This window comes from Oceanobacillus sp. J11TS1 (assembly GCF_018333215.1).
Taxonomy (GTDB): Bacteria; Bacillota; Bacilli; order Bacillales; family Amphibacillaceae; genus Oceanobacillus.
Window position 1 is genome coordinate 37,165 of record NZ_BORO01000015.1, and the last position, 16,427, is coordinate 53,591.

At 37.0% G+C, this 16,427-nt stretch carries 19 protein-coding genes; 5 read left to right on the top strand and 14 right to left on the bottom strand.

From position 1 onward, the window contains the following. Positions 1-29: 29 nt before the first annotated feature. Positions 30-965 (bottom strand): YybS family protein, encoded by a 936-nt coding sequence (locus tag KI343_RS12610; protein WP_212926781.1) that lies wholly within the window; start codon positions 963-965, stop codon positions 30-32. A 633-nt stretch (positions 966-1,598) separates the two neighbouring features. On the opposite strand from KI343_RS12610, the gene KI343_RS12615 reads away from it, so the two are divergent. From KI343_RS12615 to KI343_RS12630, 4 genes are all read left to right on the top strand, one after another. Next, on the top strand, positions 1,599-2,084 hold the full coding sequence (locus KI343_RS12615; RefSeq protein WP_212926782.1) for a hypothetical protein: 486 nt from the start codon (positions 1,599-1,601) through the stop codon (positions 2,082-2,084). 120 nt (positions 2,085-2,204) lie between these two features. Then, positions 2,205-3,569, top strand: a complete 1,365-nt coding sequence (locus KI343_RS12620) for a CitMHS family transporter (RefSeq protein ID WP_212926783.1) — start codon at positions 2,205-2,207, stop codon at positions 3,567-3,569. A gap of 361 nt (positions 3,570-3,930) precedes the next feature. Further along, positions 3,931-4,368: a YfmQ family protein gene (locus KI343_RS12625; protein ID WP_212926784.1), complete on the top strand. Its 438-nt coding sequence runs from the start codon at positions 3,931-3,933 to the stop codon at positions 4,366-4,368. 128 nt (positions 4,369-4,496) lie between these two features. Next, positions 4,497-4,685 (top strand): BshB3 potential contributor to bacillithiol synthesis, encoded by a 189-nt coding sequence (locus KI343_RS12630; protein WP_212926785.1) that lies wholly within the window; start codon positions 4,497-4,499, stop codon positions 4,683-4,685. 223 nt (positions 4,686-4,908) lie between these two features. On the opposite strand, the gene rpsR is transcribed toward KI343_RS12630, so the two are convergent. The 7 genes from rpsR to KI343_RS12665 all read right to left on the bottom strand — a co-directional run bounded on the left by rpsR (position 4,909) and on the right by KI343_RS12665 (position 10,053). Next, positions 4,909-5,139 (bottom strand): 30S ribosomal protein S18, encoded by a 231-nt coding sequence (rpsR, locus tag KI343_RS12635; RefSeq protein WP_121131668.1) that lies wholly within the window; start codon positions 5,137-5,139, stop codon positions 4,909-4,911. 44 nt (positions 5,140-5,183) lie between these two features. Next, positions 5,184-5,696, bottom strand: a complete 513-nt coding sequence (gene ssb, locus KI343_RS12640; protein WP_212926786.1) for a single-stranded DNA-binding protein — start codon at positions 5,694-5,696, stop codon at positions 5,184-5,186. A gap of 15 nt (positions 5,697-5,711) precedes the next feature. Continuing rightward, positions 5,712-5,999, bottom strand: a complete 288-nt coding sequence (gene rpsF / locus KI343_RS12645; protein WP_212926787.1) for a 30S ribosomal protein S6 — start codon at positions 5,997-5,999, stop codon at positions 5,712-5,714. Positions 6,000-6,282: 283 nt separating this feature from the next. After that, positions 6,283-7,383 (bottom strand): redox-regulated ATPase YchF, encoded by a 1,101-nt coding sequence (gene ychF, locus KI343_RS12650; protein ID WP_212926788.1) that lies wholly within the window; start codon positions 7,381-7,383, stop codon positions 6,283-6,285. A 189-nt stretch (positions 7,384-7,572) separates the two neighbouring features. Continuing rightward, positions 7,573-7,767, bottom strand: a complete 195-nt coding sequence (locus KI343_RS12655; RefSeq protein ID WP_212926789.1) for a DUF951 domain-containing protein — start codon at positions 7,765-7,767, stop codon at positions 7,573-7,575. Positions 7,768-7,856: 89 nt separating this feature from the next. After that, the gene (locus KI343_RS12660; protein WP_212926790.1) at positions 7,857-8,756 is read right to left on the bottom strand and encodes a mechanosensitive ion channel family protein; all 900 of its coding nucleotides are present in this window, start codon (positions 8,754-8,756) and stop codon (positions 7,857-7,859) included. Positions 8,757-9,018: 262 nt separating this feature from the next. After that, on the bottom strand, positions 9,019-10,053 hold the full coding sequence (locus KI343_RS12665; RefSeq protein WP_212926791.1) for a YkvI family membrane protein: 1,035 nt from the start codon (positions 10,051-10,053) through the stop codon (positions 9,019-9,021). Between the two features lie 78 nt (positions 10,054-10,131). Here KI343_RS12665 and yyaC point away from each other — a divergent pair, with 78 nt between their 5' ends. After that, positions 10,132-10,737, top strand: coding sequence for a spore protease YyaC (gene yyaC / locus KI343_RS12670; RefSeq protein WP_212926792.1), 606 nt, complete (start codon positions 10,132-10,134; stop codon positions 10,735-10,737). A gap of 190 nt (positions 10,738-10,927) precedes the next feature. Here yyaC and KI343_RS12675 read toward each other — a convergent pair whose 3' ends face one another. From KI343_RS12675 to KI343_RS12700, 6 genes are all read right to left on the bottom strand, one after another. Next, complete coding sequence (locus KI343_RS12675) at positions 10,928-11,632, bottom strand: DUF554 domain-containing protein (protein WP_212926793.1); 705 nt, start codon at positions 11,630-11,632, stop codon at positions 10,928-10,930. Between the two features lie 445 nt (positions 11,633-12,077). Next, positions 12,078-12,965, bottom strand: coding sequence for a metal ABC transporter permease (locus tag KI343_RS12680; protein ID WP_212926794.1), 888 nt, complete (start codon positions 12,963-12,965; stop codon positions 12,078-12,080). Beyond that, the gene (locus KI343_RS12685; protein ID WP_212926795.1) at positions 12,962-13,879 is read right to left on the bottom strand and encodes a metal ABC transporter permease; all 918 of its coding nucleotides are present in this window, start codon (positions 13,877-13,879) and stop codon (positions 12,962-12,964) included. The genes KI343_RS12680 and KI343_RS12685 overlap by 4 nt, the downstream gene beginning before the upstream one ends. Further along, a complete protein-coding gene (locus KI343_RS12690) occupies positions 13,854-14,618 on the bottom strand; it encodes a metal ABC transporter ATP-binding protein (protein ID WP_244856903.1) in 765 nt (254 codons plus the stop codon). The genes KI343_RS12685 and KI343_RS12690 overlap by 26 nt, the downstream gene beginning before the upstream one ends. A 1-nt stretch (position 14,619) precedes the next feature. Beyond that, on the bottom strand, positions 14,620-15,564 hold the full coding sequence (locus KI343_RS12695; RefSeq protein ID WP_212926797.1) for a metal ABC transporter solute-binding protein, Zn/Mn family: 945 nt from the start codon (positions 15,562-15,564) through the stop codon (positions 14,620-14,622). 381 nt (positions 15,565-15,945) lie between these two features. After that, entirely contained in the window at positions 15,946-16,401 is a 456-nt protein-coding gene (locus tag KI343_RS12700) for a helix-turn-helix domain-containing protein (RefSeq protein ID WP_212926798.1), read from the bottom strand. Positions 16,402-16,427: the final 26 nt, after the last annotated feature.

Sequence of the window (16,427 nt, forward strand, 5' to 3'; positions counted from 1 at the left end):
TCCTTCAAAATCCAACAATCTTTCTATCATTATTGTTTTAACCGCCCTCTTAATCGGAAACCTATATCAATTATACCTAAGATTCGAATGAAATAAAGGAGAAATGTTGGAAAAAGAAATGTTGCAATAACAATTAAGATAGGAAATACTTTTGGTATCTTCTTCATATGTGCAAAATAAAAGATAAATGAAAAACCTTGCAGTGACAATGCGATTCCTACAATCATCAATAAGTTTTGTGCACCAAAAGCTAGGGTGCTCCCCTCCCCGAAACCAATAACGGATAAGATTAATGCTAACAAGTAGATCCAAATAATTGAAGCTGGAAATTGCAATTCACGGAAGGGCGGAAAATAAAACTTTTCCTTTTCAATCCGATTGAACAATTTATAACTTATCCATTGTGTGATAAACGCTGAGATAAATGCAAAAATCACGATAAACGTTGGAAGCAATTGTTTCAATAAGTTTACTTGCTCGTCTACTAGCACTTGAACATCTTCTGAATTAAACGCAGGATTCAAATTCCCTATCATGGATGTACTCATATTAACAGATTCTTCCACAATTCCTCCAAATTGCGTCACCAGGTTTACTCCTAATAGGGTCTGAATAAAAACAAATGAAAGGAGCATGCCAATGATAAAGCCAAATGTACCTTGAGCCAATGTTTCGTATGCCGTATTCTTTTTACGCATGGCATACCCAATAAATATACCGCCTGCAGCAGCCACAAATATGAATGGCAATGTAAAAAGAGACATGAGTAATATAGTAATCACAGCGGCAGCCACCGTCATAACAAGTCCTGCCTTCACGCCATGTCGTTTGACATAGAAAATAAAAGGAACAGGCAATACAAAAGGTGTGATTACATTCAGTATTGGAAGTAAGGAAGCAACTAATATCACAATTAATAAAGCAACCATTAATGCCCCTTCTGTAATTTTTCTGGATTGGTTCATTTAATGCACCTCGTTCTAGCAATATAGATAAAAAATAAAACCTCTGTTCTCAAAGGGAAATATACCATTTTAAGAGGATGTTTAAAAGTCAAATTGTCTGTACACTTCCTCCATTCGATGGAAGGTTACAACATGATTTAATACATATTCTATTATGATAACATGAATTTAGTAGAAAGGCTTGTATCGTACCTTGTATACAAGAGGAATACTCAAAACTGCATCTTCTTTTGATCGGACAATAATCGCAAATGTTTTCGATGGGGCGAGTAATCGCAAGTGGTTTTCGGTGGGACGAGTAATCGCAGTCCCAGTCCCAGTCCCATGCCAAAAGTAACTTTCGACAAGCGCAGAGAATAAAAATTCCGATTCGCTAAAAGACGAGCAAATGCAATTATTTCTAAATTATTTCCCGGGAAATTTGTCGAATAACGCTATTTTCATACCCATATAAAATATATTTCCTTTATAATAATATTGTTGCCATTTAAGCAGGGATTAAATCATAGAAGCCATTTGTTCAATACAATCCTGTTATGCTTGGCCAAAATTTCAGTTAAAACGACACGCCAGGAAATAGATAGACGGTGCTTTCCACGAAAAATGTTACTTTGTGAATAAAGGATGAGAAAAATGCAATTTACAAAAATACTAAAAGAAAGCCTTCTGCTCCCACAAAAAAAAGCAATGTTTCAGTTAAATCGAATTGGAATGGATAAAATTATGATTTATCTTTTTATCTTATTTATGCTGGCATCATTGCCTGAACTCGTTTCTCGTCTAACAACTTGGACAGGCCTAGGTGGGGAGATGAACTTTATTCTTCAGCTTATCTATTTTTTTATGTTCTATTATTTAATTTTGTCTATTCTATTAATTGGAGTTATTTCATTCATTGCATATTTAGGAAGGGGCATTGTCTATCTATCTAATCGTAAACTCTATTATGGGACGTTGTGGAAATTAACAGCATGTGCCATGACAATCCCGATAATCGTATTTTCGTTTACTTCATTTATCTGGCCTATTCCAGATTGGTTTTTATTTATTTTCTTTGTTTATCCGATACTGCTATTAACACGAATGATATTCTTATATCCACAAAAAAGAGTTCGTTAAAACGATTCTCCATGTCGAAAAAAGTAACTATTGCTATTTATTTGTAAGAGTTTTATAGTGTTAGTATATAATTTTTTCTAACAATTTATGTAAAGCGTTTACAAATGAAAGGGGTTTACTATGCAAGATTTTTCGATTTGGCTCACAATTGTAGGGCTATTAATTATTTTTTCAATTGTTGGACTTCTTATTTGGAATAAAATCAGTCCCATTGTCGGGATGACGATTATTCCAATTATTGGTTCTTTTTTGGCAGGGTTTGACTTTAAAGACCTATCCGGATTTTTAAGCGCCGGATCAGAACAAGTAATGGGCGTCGTCATTATGTTTATTTTTGCGATTGTTTATTTTGGGATTATGCAAGATAGCGGTTTATTTAATCCCTTTATTCGCTTTATGATTCTAGTGACCAAGGGCAATGTGGTTATCGTAGCGATGGCAACAGCAGTTATTGGTATGATTGCTCAGCTTGATGGGGCTGGGGCATCCACTTTTCTTCTTTGTATTCCTGCGTTACTCCCTTTATATAAAGAACTACATATGAGTCGTTATTTACTTCTATTATTAGTTGCCTTAAGTGCCAGCGTTATCAACATGATTCCTTGGGGAGGACCTTCGGCACGTGCAGCAACTGTGATTGAAATGGATTTAATTGAGTATTACTTACCACTTATTCCTGTGCAAGCGATCGGAGCTGTACTGATTCTCGTATTAGCTGCTTTTCTCGGATATCGAGAAAAAAGAAAAATTAGCCAAAAAGTAGCTGCTGGTGAAGTTACAATAAGCAGAAATGTAAATATTCATGCTATTGCGGATAACTTTACCAAGAAACAAAGTGAAGAAATGGCTGCTGCTAAGGAGCAACCTCGAGATATAAAGTGGAGAAACCTGGTAAACCTCGTTCTTACTATTCTCGTATTAGGAACAATGATGGGAGGATTACTGGCGCCACAATATGCGTTTATGATTGGGGTTGCTATTGCACTTCCATTAAACTATAAAGGTGTAGACAATCAAATGAACCGTGTGAAAGAACATGCGCCAAATGCTTTAATGATGGCTGCAGTAATTTTAGCGGCCGGCGTATTTTTAGGAGTTCTAAATGGTTCTGGAATGCTGGAGGATATTGCTCTTGCAGCAGTAGCAATTATGCCTGCTGTTGTTATTCCATTTATTCATATCATCGTTGGTATATTTGGTGTTCCTTTGGACTTATTAACCAGCACAGATGCTTATTATTTTGCATTACTGCCAATCGTTGAACAAATTGCCAGCACACAGGATATTTCATCAACGTCTACTGCATACGCTATGATGATCGGGAATATTATCGGCACTTTCGTAAGCCCTTTCTCTCCTGCATTATGGTTAGGCATTGGGCTTGCTTCTGCTAACATGGGGAAACATATTAAGTACTCTTTCTTCTGGCTATGGGGATTCAGTATTGTTTTATTAGGATCTGCTATCTTAATTGGCGTTGTATAATCTTATTAGCATAAGTGATTCATATACTCTCTTCAAGCATAGGAGGATAAACGATTTCTGTGCTTGAAGAGAGTTTTTAAGGTTTTAAGAGGGAATGAGGTTGTTTTTGAATACATGGAACAAGCCGAGCCTTTAAGTATATGCCTTCATTGCACTTATGTCTTTTATCACTGTCAAGAGAATCTTTGGGATTTTCCAAATGACATGTTTAAAAATTGTCAAAGTTCATATCGTTTTTCTGTGATAATCTTATGGTATGACTTTTATGGAGTTGGCTATAGAAGATGGAACGACTAACGGAAACAGCCTCTCCGTATCAAAGCCAGTAAATAAATAATTGATCACGGAGTTGAGATATAAAATGACATGGACTTTTGCCTTGATTATCATTGCTGGAATACTTCTCAAATTTTTAACAAGTCCCCCAAGTGCTTTAGTAGGATGGGTCTTAAGTAAATTCGAGTTGCATCCAAGGCTAGAATCTGAAGGTATTACAATAACATTTGATGGGAAACACTTGGACGAAGAAGAAAAAAACAGATTTTTAGATTCCTTTAATAATGCTCAATTTTTAAATAAGAATCATATATTTCCAGGTAATGAAGCATTATTTCTTCATCCTGATACAAACAATATCCCACACGTCATTTATCTAAAAAGAAAAAACAAAGAAGTGACGTTTCACGTTTTCAGCTATGAAGACCATGTCGATGTAGTGAAACAGTGGAAGAAAAAAATCGCTTCTTACACGCTGGATGCAGATTACCTGCAAAAGTCTGCTGTTGGAGGCCCCAACTAAACACCGTTTCATAGGATTGTGCTTAACTTGATAAGACAGAGATAAGGAATGATTTTTAGTTATCTTTGTCTTCTTAGTTTGGATTTCGAATATTTGTAAAATGGTTTTATATTTTAGGGGGTGAATTTATGCTATATATCCTTATCATACTCGTTATTGTCGTCTGTATTGCCGCTTTAATTGGCACCATTCTTGTTACAAAAAGTCTCGACGATAATTATGAACGAAAGAAAAGTTTTTCAAGCCTTTCTTATATCTATTTTATTGGATTGCCTGCAGTTATTTTAGCCTCTGTCCTTATATGGGTCTTCATTTAAAAGAAAAGCTGCAGTATAGATGATGTAACATTAACCAGATTTTTTACTAAAAAGCGTTCTCTTGATTTTTCATTTATTCATTCTACTTTTTTATAATACCGTGCCATTCCTATCCTCTAAGACAATTGATACGGATCGTACAGATATCACAAGCGATTCATCCAAATAATAATTAAGATACAATAAAACCCTCCAGTCCATAAGAACTAGAGGGTTTTATTAATCAATCTGCTACGTAAGGCAATAAAGCCATTTGACGAGCACGTTTAATTGCAATTGTTAATTTACGTTGGTATTTTGCAGAAGTTCCAGTTACACGACGAGGAAGAATTTTTCCACGTTCAGAAATGAAACGTCTTAGCAAATCAACATCTTTATAATCGATGTGTGTAATTCCGTTTGCTGTGAAATAACACACTTTACGACGTTTTGCGCGTCCGCGACGAGCTGCCATGTGAATACACTCCTTTTTATTAAACTAATTTTATGAGAGATGATCTAAAACGGTAAATCATCATCTGATATGTCAATCGGTTCTCCATTATTTTTAAATGGATCTTCCTGACTTGAATTTTGATTTTGATTGAAGCCTTGATTTGGATTTGATGAAAATGGATTTTGTTGATATTGGTTCTGGTTGTTTTGGTTATTCTGGTATCCATCAGATTGATACTGTCCTCCACCTTGCGACCCTTTTGTCTCTAGGAATTGGACACTATCTGCAACGATTTCTGTAACGTAAACTCGTTTGCCATCTTGGCCTTCGAAATTACGTGTTTGAACACGACCATCTACACCAATTAAGCTCCCTTTTTTCATATAGTTCGCTAGGTTTTCAGCTGGTCTACGCCAAACGACACAGTTTATAAAATCTGCTTCGCGCTCTCCCTGTTGATTTGAAAAAGGTCTGTTTACAGCAATAGTAAAATTAGCTACTGCAACACCATTAGGAGTATAGCGTAAATCAGGATCCCTCGTTAATCTGCCAACCAATACGACACGATTTAACATCAGAACCACTCCTTATTATTTTTCATCTCGAATTGCCATGTGGCGAATAATATCATCGCTAAATTTCGCTAGGCGATCAAACTCATTAACTGCAGCTTCATCACTTTGGAAATTGATAACAACATAATAACCATCACGATAGTCATTGATTTCATATGCAAGACGCTTCTTGCCTTTTTCATCAACTTTTTCGATTTCCGCTCCGTTATCAGTAAGGATTTTGTTAAAACGCTCGATTAAAGCAGTTTGTGCTTCCTCCTCGATATCTGGGCGGATGATGTACATAATTTCGTATTTTCTCATCCGTTACACCTCCTTTTGGTCTTAGCGGCCCCTATTTTCCTGTGATTCCGATTGAATCATGGTATAAGAGCAAGGAATAATTATTAATTACTCACATTTGGACATTATACCAAATAAATTATGTTATGACAAGCCTTCGAGAGAACCTGATTTACTTCTATTCTGGGAAATGACAGTTAATTGCCTTTTAGGGAGTTACCTACATCTTAGAAACGAAACTTTATTTTATAAACGTCGTTCAAAAAGTCTAATAAAATGACTCACCAAACTTTTGAAAACCTATTTAAACATTAAATCGGAAATGAATAACATCGCCGTCTTGTACAATATATTCCTTACCTTCCAGCCTCACTTTACCTTTTTCTCTGGCTGTAGCCATATTACCTGCATCCACTAAATCATCATACGATACTGTCTCCGCACGAATAAATCCTCGTTCAAAATCCGTATGAATGATTCCTGCAGCTTGCGGTGCTTTAATACCTTGGCGGAATGTCCAAGCGCGTACTTCTTGTTCTCCCGCTGTAAAATAGGTAGCTAGTCCAAGCAAGTTATAAGATGCTTTGATTAACTTGTCTAAGCCTGATTCTGAGATACCTAAATCCTCCAAGAACTCTTCTTTTTCTTCCGCTTCTAATTCAGCTATTTCTTCCTCGATACGCGCGCAAACAACAATCACTTCTGCATTTTCATTTGCTGCATATTCTTTTACCTTTTGGACATTCTCATTTGATGCCGGGTCTGCTACATCATCTTCACTTACATTTGCTACATATAATGTAGGTTTACTTGTTAATAGATGGAGACCTTTAACCGTTTTTTCCTGTTCCTCTGTAAATTCTAAGGCACGTACTGGCTGATCATTTTCCAAGCCTTCTTTAATCTTGGTTAACACTTCATACTCTGTCAGCGCTTCTTTATCTTTTTGACGTGCCAACTTTTCCACACGCTGGAACCGTTTGTTTACCGTTTCTAAATCCGCCAAAATCAATTCGAGGTTAATGATTTCAATATCATCAATTGGATCAACTTTTCCGGAAACGTGTGTAATATTCTCGTCTTCAAAACAACGTACAACCTGACAAATAGCATCTACTTGTCTAATATGGGATAAAAATTGGTTTCCTAAACCTTCACCCTTGCTTGCACCCTTTACAATCCCAGCAATATCGGTGAATTCAAATGCTGTTGGGACGGTTTTCTTCGGATTTACGAGCTCTGTTAATTTATCTAAACGTTCGTCTGGAACTTCCACAATCCCGACATTCGGATCAATCGTAGCAAATGGGTAATTTGCCGCTTCAGCTCCAGCCTGTGTGATTGCGTTAAATAGCGTAGATTTTCCTACGTTTGGAAGACCGACAATTCCTGCTGTTAGTGCCATATTACTTTCTTCAACTCCTTAAGGATTTCGTTCATGAACACTTTCGTAACTCCAATTATAGATAGTCGCTTACAAAAAGACAAGCATGAGAAAACTCAAAACAGGTTCCATCTTGGACCCATTTTGAGTTTTCTTCTAAGGGAGTTTTTATTTTTCGGATTCATATTCCCATGTAAAATCAATTTTTAGTTATTCTTCATGTTTTTCTAAAACTTTTTTCATCTTCTTGGTAAATTCTCTCCTTGGGATAAGCACACTATGCTCACAACCAAGACATTTAATTCGAATATCCATCCCCATACGGATAATTTTCCAACGGTTTTCCCCACACGGATGAGGTTTTTTCATTTGAACAACATCATGCAAACCAAATTCTTTATCCATGGCCCCTGCTCCTTTTTAGATAGTACTGTTTACTGCGTTTTTTAACCGTTTTTTTCAATTATTTTCATTATAGCAAATTTAAAAGCTATTTAGCCGCGATTTCGCAGACGTTCTTGGGTTAATTCCTCTACTTGCTCCTCTGAATAGGTAACAATACGCGGTGCGGGAATTTTAACCCCGGATTTATATAACTTGTCCTGAATTTCTTTACGAATATTTCGCTCTCCGGCCCATTTGAATACCGGCTCTGTTTCGGCAATAACACGAACAACAAAGTGAGAGACATCTAAGTTTTGCACGCCAATTACCTCTGGAACGCTTAAAATAAATTCATATTTATCTGGTAGTGTTTCTGCTACTTCTTGAATAATTTTTTCTACTTGTGCGACATCACTTTCGTATGGCACGTTTACATCCACAACAGCTAATCCATTGCGTGCTGAATAATTGATAACCTGCGTAATATTTCCATTTGGAACAATATTAAGCTCGCCTGTCCAAGAAACTATTTTTGAAGTACGCAAGCCAATCTCATCCACGGTTCCTTCTACTCCTGCAGTTGAAATATAGTCTCCTACCGCAAATTGATCCTCAAAAATAATAAAGAAACCAGAGATTACATCACGTACAAGATTTTGTGCACCAAAACCAATGGCTAGACCTGCAACACCAGCTCCGGCTAATAGAGGCCCAATTTGAAAATTAAAAACCTGTAATACCATCACGATAGCCATAAAATACACCACATACGCAACCACATTCTTAATCAATTTCGTCAGTGTATCCTCGCGACGTTTGGGGATGCGTATAGGCCCGCTTCTTCTTTGTACAAATAATTTATCTACTATTTTTCTAAAGACCCGAACAACCAGCCAAGCAAGAAAGACAATCATCACAATCCGAAATGCTCCTGCTAATAATGCCAGCCAAAGCTCTGGGTTGCTTAAATATTCCCATAGTTTATCTAATTGTTTTTCTATAAAACTCATGCAACGATAACTCCCTTCCCTCCCATGTCACGTTTCTCCGATTAGAGGATGTCCCAAAAGCATATCATAAAGTCTATGCAATTCTCAAAAATGAGTCCTTACAAGTTATCTATGAGACTATTGTTACTAGCTCCATCTATTCCCATTTTAATTGAATACTTTCCAATTATATTATTCGCTTGTCCTCTTATTTTTTATCCATTTTTATTATAGAAGTTATCTGCATTTTTTCAAACAATTAACTCCCTATTTCCAAACAGGGTTATTTATTATGTTTCTCTTCATAGCTGCTCCATAAGGGGTAGGTTAATAATCTTGCTAATATATATAAATTAAGTATCCCATATAAGGGATAGAGGAAACTTACTAACGTGGAAAATCCAAAAACGGTCAAGGGTAGCATCAATAAAACAGAAACAAACACAATAAGGTACATTGGTTTTTCTTCTTTTAAAAAGGACTGTACTCTCGTAGCTATTCCTAGCATTCCTGCAGCGGCTGTTGTAAAAATAGCTAGCCACAGAAGAATAGACATAAACAAAATCATGCCAAATGGAAACTCTTTTAAAATGGCGAAAAGAGGAATTTCATATAACACAATCACATCTGCAATTTGAATTAAGCTGCTATTATAAATATACGAAACGACACCTAAACAAAGCCCTGTCCCAATACAAGAAATAATAATTTCTCCTCTTCCTTTCACCTTATTTCCGATTGCTCCTAAAATAGCTATTAAAGGAAGAATATTCAATGCTGTAAATGGAAATGCAGCAAGCCAATTACGCTGTTCCCGCCAATATGCGAAGAGCTGCAAATTTTCATTTGATACATAGGTCACGAGTACATATAAAAGTCCGACAATAAGAACAGGCAAAATAAATTCATTTGCAGTCAGTAATCCATTTACGCCCTTTAAAAATATCAATACAAGTAAAATGCTCGTAATTGCTATTCCTACACTATATGGTAAATGAAATACCTGGCCAGCTGCTCCACTCCCTGCAATCATAATCATCGTCGTGGTAAAAAGGTACAAAAGAATTAAACCATCAAATACGTTCGTTAACTTTCTTCCAGCGATGATTTCTAAAACAGGTAAATAATTAGACGTTTTTAATCGGTAGCTGATCATCATAATGACATAACAGCAAAATGAAAAAAAGAAAGAAAATAAAACGATAGCCAGTCCACTTTCATGTCCAAAAAATTGCCAAAGTTCTCTTCCTGATACGTATCCAGCTCCAATGGTAGCGCCAAGAATTAATGCCATCCATTGTATACTCCTTCTCCACATCGTATTTCCTCCAATTCATACGTATAGTTCTTCGTAAAATACCGTATACTGTAACAATATGATTTTGGAGGAACTGCTATGAATCTAAAAAATCGCCTGCGCATACAATCAAGTCATTTTCAAGCAAATCATAAAGAACCAAACATAGCTAAGACATTATCTAATCAAATCATTCCCTGGGTTCCTTTAAAAGCAAAGAATTATATAGCGGTCTTTATTGGCACAGACCGTTCTACGGGGGATGCATTGGGACCGCTTGCCGGCACCTACTTCAAAGCAATGAACCCTAGGAATATGCATGTTTATGGAACCATTCATGAGCCCATTCACGCTGTTAATCTAAAAGAGTCACTAGATAACATCTATCAAAACCATGATAAACCTTATCTAATCGCTATTGACGCATGTTTAGGAAAAACGAGCTCTGTTGGAAGTATTATTGTTGAAAATAAGCCGTTAAAACCTGGATTAGCATTAAATAAGCAGCTTCCTCGAGTTGGAAATATGAATATTACCGGGGTTGTGAATGTTAGCGGATTTATGGAACATACCGTTTTACAAAACACACGATTATCTCTTGTAATGGACATGGCTGGAGAAATTGCAGAGATACTCAAGCAAGTTGATAACCAATTAACCTATTCACTGCATACACATACCCAGCCAGCCGATGATATCATTTAAAATTCCATCCTAGGTTCTTCACTAAAACCGGGGATGGCCAAATTAAATTTGAGATAGCAACTGCTATGGAAAACACGACACTTTCCACCGGTCTTGAGCTCAAGCCTTCTCAATCAAAAAGAGCCGCTAAAATTTTATACCTCTTAACATGCAAAAAATCGGGCAAAGAACACCCGATTTTTTTCATCTTTTAAAACAAAGTAAACACATAATAAACGAACACGACAGTCAAAATACTAGGTAATAAGTTTCCAATACGGATCTTCGTGATATTTAATAGGTTAAGGCCAATTGCAAGAATAAGCAATCCGCCAACTGCTGTCAATTCAACAATTAATCCATCTAAAAAGGCAGCTGACACCCACCTGTCAATTTGAGTCGCTAATATGGTAATCGTTCCTTGGTAAAGAAAAACAGGTACTGCTGACAAAATAACGCCGAAGCCCAATGTCGTCGTTAATACAAGAGAGGTAAAACCATCAATAATTCCTTTTGTTATCAAAATACCATGGTCTCCCCGAATACCACTGTCCAATGCCCCAATAATCGCCATCGCCCCAACACAAAATATAAGAGATGCTGTGACAAATCCTTGCGAAATGCTTGTATTGTTTTCACTGGCAGCGAAACGGTAACCAATCCATTTACCAAAACGATTCAGGACTTCTTCAATCTTCAATCCTTCACCAATAATTGCCCCAGATAACAAGCTTAATAAGACAATAATAATTTGCTCTGTCTGTAATGCCATTTGCATTCCGATTAAAACAATGGCCAACCCTATTCCATTCATCACTGTTTCTTTAAATCGTTCTGGAATCTTTGTGAAAAATAAACCAATCACACTGCCAATAATTATAAAAACGAAATTAACAATTGTTCCAAATATGGCCACTTCTTACCTCCTATTTTCAAGAGTTTTTAGAGGAACAAGTAATTACAGCCCCCGTGTCTACCTCAACAGATAAAGTTCTACAGGACTCATCTTATGAAATTGTTCCACGTGAAACATTTTCGCTATTTCACGTTGTAATTATTTTATATGTATTGTCTGGGAGGATACCAACACAATATAGTATAGACGGGAAGGGAATATAACTGAAACTCGGGAATACACTTCAGAGGTATTTTTCATAGGTCTCGTTTATCCGTGTTATTTTTCCCACTTAAGCAACATGAAATATCCCTCTCAAACCTAATTCTCCCCTATTCAGACAAAACGTTAAAGAGCATTATAATCAAAATTCAATCAATTTGCAATCATTTATCTACGCTTTTTTTACTCAAAAAAAACAGCTAAGACATAAATCTCAACTGTTTCTCTCTCGTTTAGAAGACTTTCATGATACATGCTCTTCCTTCCATGCTTCTGGTCGGACCCATCTAGAAATCAAACCGTGCTTCGGTGAAAGAAGGAAACCAAATAAAAAGATACATCCTGTCGCAAATGCCATGGACCCAGAAATGGATGTATCCAGCCATGTTGCAATCCAATAACCAATGACAGCAGATAATACTCCGAATCCACCGCTAAGAATAAGCATCCACATTAACTTATCTGTCCATAGATATGCTGAGGCAGCTGGCGTAATTAACATGGCCACAACGAGTATCGCACCTACTGCGTCAAAAGAAGCAACCGTTGTGACAGAGACAAGGGTCATAAACAAATAATGAAAGAAGATAACGGGAATACCTAAACTTGCTGCCAAAGCCGGATCAAAAGAAGTAATTTTCCATTCTTTATAGAATGCAATAATAAAGAAAATAACCAGAATTAATACGACAGTAAGTAATGCTGTAGCTTTTGGAACTGCACCAATCAAAGGAATTTCCACTGTTGTAAATGGAATAAATGTAATCTCTCCCATCAACGCATGCTGTACGTCTAAATGGACGTTACCAACAGATGTGGAGATAAGAATCACACCAACCGCAAACAAAGTTGTAAAGACGATACCCAATGATGCATCATGCTGAACCTTTAAGGAATGTAACATTTGTACAAGAAATGCTGTAAGAATCCCAGCTAAAATGCCGCCAATTAACATACCTGTGCCGCTCACCTGCTGAGTTACCATATAAGCTATTACAATCCCTAATAACACCGTATGACTAATTGCATCAGCCATCATCGCTTGTTTTCTTAAGATAAGGAAGACCCCAATTACCCCGCAGGATAAGCCTACAAGTGAAGCCGTTAAAATAATCCACATCGTATACGTCATTGTGATCCTCCTTTATCCATTACGAATTGATTTCTTTCCGAGTCGCGTTGTTGCACTTTAAATTGGATAAAGCGAATAATAATTCCTTTCTCTTTTCCAAATAACAAAGAAATAGCAAAAATTGCTGCGGATACAAGTACAATGAATGGCCCTGTCGGCAATCCGCTTCCTGTAGAACTTATCCATGTACCAAGTGCGCCAGCGGCCCCTCCTACCAATGAAGAAAGCAAAATCATATTTCGAAAAGAATGCGTCCAATACCTGGCGCTTACTGCTGGAATAATAAGCATAGCCGCCATTAAGATAACACCCACTGCTTGTATTCCAATCACAATGGTGGTGACAAGCACAATGGTATATAGGACATTCATGCTTCGAACAGACATCCCAATTCCTTTTGCAAAGGCAGCATCAAATAAGTAGAGCTTCCACTCTTTAAAACCTATAAAAATAATCAAAATGACGATGCCCGCCAATACCACCATGGTAATGACATCGGAACGGACCATTGCTGCTGCCTGCCCGTAAATAAAACTATTTAACCCGCTTTGATTCCCTCCTGCAGAGCGATTGGCAATGGATAAAAGCATAATACCAACACCATAAAAAACGGATAATGTCATTCCCATCGCAGTATCTTCCGTAATTCTCGAAGCATTCGTTATCCATTGAATAAGGAATGCTCCAAGCAATGCACTTGCTGCAGCACCTATGACAAGCAACAATAAATTTTTTTCCTGTATGATGAAGAAAGCCACAACCACGCCAGGGAGTGCCGCGTGAGACAGGGCATCACTCATTAGGTTTTGTCTTTTCCAATAAGCTAAACATCCAATCCCCCCAGCAGCAAACCCAAGAATCATTGTACTTAATAGCACCCATATGGTATTACTGTGAAGTAGCGTGGACCACATATTGATCTCCCTTTCCTATCCATTGCATATTTCCACCATACGTGGTTGCTATATTATCCTTTGTAAATACTTCTTCTGTTTTACCGTGGGCATATACTGTTTTATTTAAAAGTAAGACATGATCGAAATATTCTGGGACTGTCTGTAAGTCGTGGTGAACGACCAAAACCGTTTTTCCTTTACGCTTTAACTCCTTCAGAATAGCCATAATTGCTTTTTCTGTAGATGCATCTACACCTGCTAATGGTTCATCCATGAAATATAATTCCGCATCCTGAGCTAACGCACGTGCCAAAAATACACGCTGCTGCTGACCGCCAGATAATTGGCTGATTTGACGGTGCGCATAAGATTCCATGCCCATCTTTTTTAATGCGTTCATCGCTTTTTCCTTATCCTTTCTAGAAGGAAAACGAAACCAGCCGATCTTTCCGTATAGTCCCATGGTGACCACATCTAAGGCATCGGTAGGAAAATCCCAGTCCACAGACCCCCGTTGAGGAACATAACCAATTTTCTTCTTGGCTATTTTAAAGGAAGTATCCCAAAAACGAACCGTTCCTGTTAGCTGCGGATGCAAGCCCAGCATTGTTTTAATTAATGTTGATTTTCCCGCTCCATTTGGTCCAACAATTGCTGTTATCGTTCCTTCTTCTACATTGAAATTCACGTTACTTAATACTTTATTTTTTTGATAGGATGCTGATAAATCATCCACTTGAATAATAGATGATCGCAACTTACTCATCTCCTTCAGTTAATGCTTCATAAATTGTATCCACATTATACTTATACATTCCAATATACGTGCCCTCTTCTGTTCCTTCTTCTCCCATTGCATCCGAGTATAATTCTCCGCCAATTTCGATCTCTACGCCATTGCTGGCAGATCCTTCAACAACCGCATTGATAGAATCTTGATTTACACTGCTTTCTACAAAGATTGCTGGAACATCATGCTCTGCAATGAGTTCAATTGTTTTATTGATGTCAGATACGCCAATCTCACTCTCTGTACTTAATCCCTGTAAACCAACAACTTCTACATTATGCAATCTGCCAAAATAACCAAATGCATCATGTGCTGTTACTAAAACACGCTGATTCTCCGGGATATCTTGTAATTTTTCTGCTTCTGTTTTTAACGCATCCAATTCTGCAAAGTAAGCTTGCTTATTCGCTTCAAACTCATCTGCATAATCTGGTGCATAATCTTTTAATTCTTCGACAGCTGCATCAAGCGCATCCTGCCACATGTTATAGTCAAACCAGATATGTGGATCAATAGCTCCTTCTTCATCTTTCAGCAGCTGATCCTCCGGAAGCGTCTCGCCAATTGCTAATACTGGCTTTTCTGAGCTTATGGATTCAAATACTTCCGTCATATTTGCCTCCAAATTTAACCCATTATAGAAAATGACGTCTGCTCCATCTACCTTCGAAATATCACTTTGGGTAGGATTATATAAGTGTGGATCCACGGACGGCCCCATTAAACTTTCTACGTTTACATGCTCTCCTCCAATAACCGACAATGGTTCACCAATTTGAGCAATCGTTGTAACGACTGTAATCTTATCGTCTTCATCCGCACTGCCTTCCCCATTATCCGATCCACAAGCAACTAAAAAGAAGAATCCCATACATATTCCGATGCTCATTATATTCTTCCATTTTCTTTTCATCTTTCCCACTCCCTTTATTTTTGCCCTCGGTAAACTTTATTATTTAACAACTACTTTATGCATTATATTTCGTTTTGTCAAGTATATTTTATTTAAGACAATATTTTGCCGTTAGGAAACATTTTGTCCAAATAATTTTGTATTATGCTGATGGATGTATCATATCAAGTTATGTAAGGATATATATTTTTTAGCCAAAAAAATAAGGCAGAATAGCCAAGCTACACTGTCTTATTTTAATTTTAGATACTTGTTCAGTGGAATTTTTCCCTTGGGGTCTTCCACCGTTTTCTCGTAGGAGTATCCGTATTTTTCCACCACTATCTAGTTGTCATTATTCTATTTATTTACATCTTTCAACTATGGAATGATGTTGGTCTATTAATCCGTATATTTATTTTTTAACTGATCTGAACCAATACCGCCTAAAACCATTAAAACGAAAGGTGTAAAACTCACCACGCCTTTTGGCAATCCTTCTAAAATCATAATGTTTGTACCAGCAAAATAATTCAAACCAAAAATGATTAATTTTCCGATTATTAGAATTAGCCCTAACATAAACACACTATCAAAGAACTTTTTCCACCTTGGATATGCTAGTTTTTTACTGTCTTGAATGACTTGTTCCGTCATTTTCTTGTCCCCCCTCAACATTTCGTCTATCGTGATACCGAACAAATCACTTAATTCAATGATTACTTCGATACTCGGATAGTTCTTATCTGTTTCCCACTTTGAAACAGATTGACGACTCACATGAATTTTTTCAGCAAGATCAGTTTGTGACCAACCTCTTTTTTCTCGTTCCTTTTTTAACCGTTCACTAAAAATCATGTCAGCCAACACCTTTCTTTGTTTCC

Bases quoted from the DNA above. Each gene is read 5' to 3' on its own strand.
- KI343_RS12610 (WP_212926781.1), bottom strand. From the start codon at position 965: ATGAACCAATCCAGAAAAATTACAGAAGGGGCATTAATGGTTGCTTTA.
- KI343_RS12615 (WP_212926782.1), top strand. From the start codon at position 1,599: ATGCAATTTACAAAAATACTAAAAGAAAGCCTTCTGCTCCCACAAAAA.
- KI343_RS12620 (WP_212926783.1), top strand. From the start codon at position 2,205: ATGCAAGATTTTTCGATTTGGCTCACAATTGTAGGGCTATTAATTATT.
- KI343_RS12625 (WP_212926784.1), top strand. From the start codon at position 3,931: ATGACATGGACTTTTGCCTTGATTATCATTGCTGGAATACTTCTCAAA.
- KI343_RS12630 (WP_212926785.1), top strand. From the start codon at position 4,497: ATGCTATATATCCTTATCATACTCGTTATTGTCGTCTGTATTGCCGCT.
- rpsR (WP_121131668.1), bottom strand. From the start codon at position 5,139: ATGGCAGCTCGTCGCGGACGCGCAAAACGTCGTAAAGTGTGTTATTTC.
- ssb (WP_212926786.1), bottom strand. From the start codon at position 5,696: ATGTTAAATCGTGTCGTATTGGTTGGCAGATTAACGAGGGATCCTGAT.
- rpsF (WP_212926787.1), bottom strand. From the start codon at position 5,999: ATGAGAAAATACGAAATTATGTACATCATCCGCCCAGATATCGAGGAG.
- ychF (WP_212926788.1), bottom strand. From the start codon at position 7,383: ATGGCACTAACAGCAGGAATTGTCGGTCTTCCAAACGTAGGAAAATCT.
- KI343_RS12655 (WP_212926789.1), bottom strand. From the start codon at position 7,767: ATGGATAAAGAATTTGGTTTGCATGATGTTGTTCAAATGAAAAAACCT.
- KI343_RS12660 (WP_212926790.1), bottom strand. From the start codon at position 8,756: ATGAGTTTTATAGAAAAACAATTAGATAAACTATGGGAATATTTAAGC.
- KI343_RS12665 (WP_212926791.1), bottom strand. From the start codon at position 10,053: ATGTGGAGAAGGAGTATACAATGGATGGCATTAATTCTTGGCGCTACC.
- yyaC (WP_212926792.1), top strand. From the start codon at position 10,132: ATGAATCTAAAAAATCGCCTGCGCATACAATCAAGTCATTTTCAAGCA.
- KI343_RS12680 (WP_212926794.1), bottom strand. From the start codon at position 12,965: ATGACGTATACGATGTGGATTATTTTAACGGCTTCACTTGTAGGCTTA.
- KI343_RS12685 (WP_212926795.1), bottom strand. From the start codon at position 13,879: ATGTGGTCCACGCTACTTCACAGTAATACCATATGGGTGCTATTAAGT.
- KI343_RS12695 (WP_212926797.1), bottom strand. From the start codon at position 15,564: ATGAAAAGAAAATGGAAGAATATAATGAGCATCGGAATATGTATGGGA.
- KI343_RS12700 (WP_212926798.1), bottom strand. From the start codon at position 16,401: ATGATTTTTAGTGAACGGTTAAAAAAGGAACGAGAAAAAAGAGGTTGG.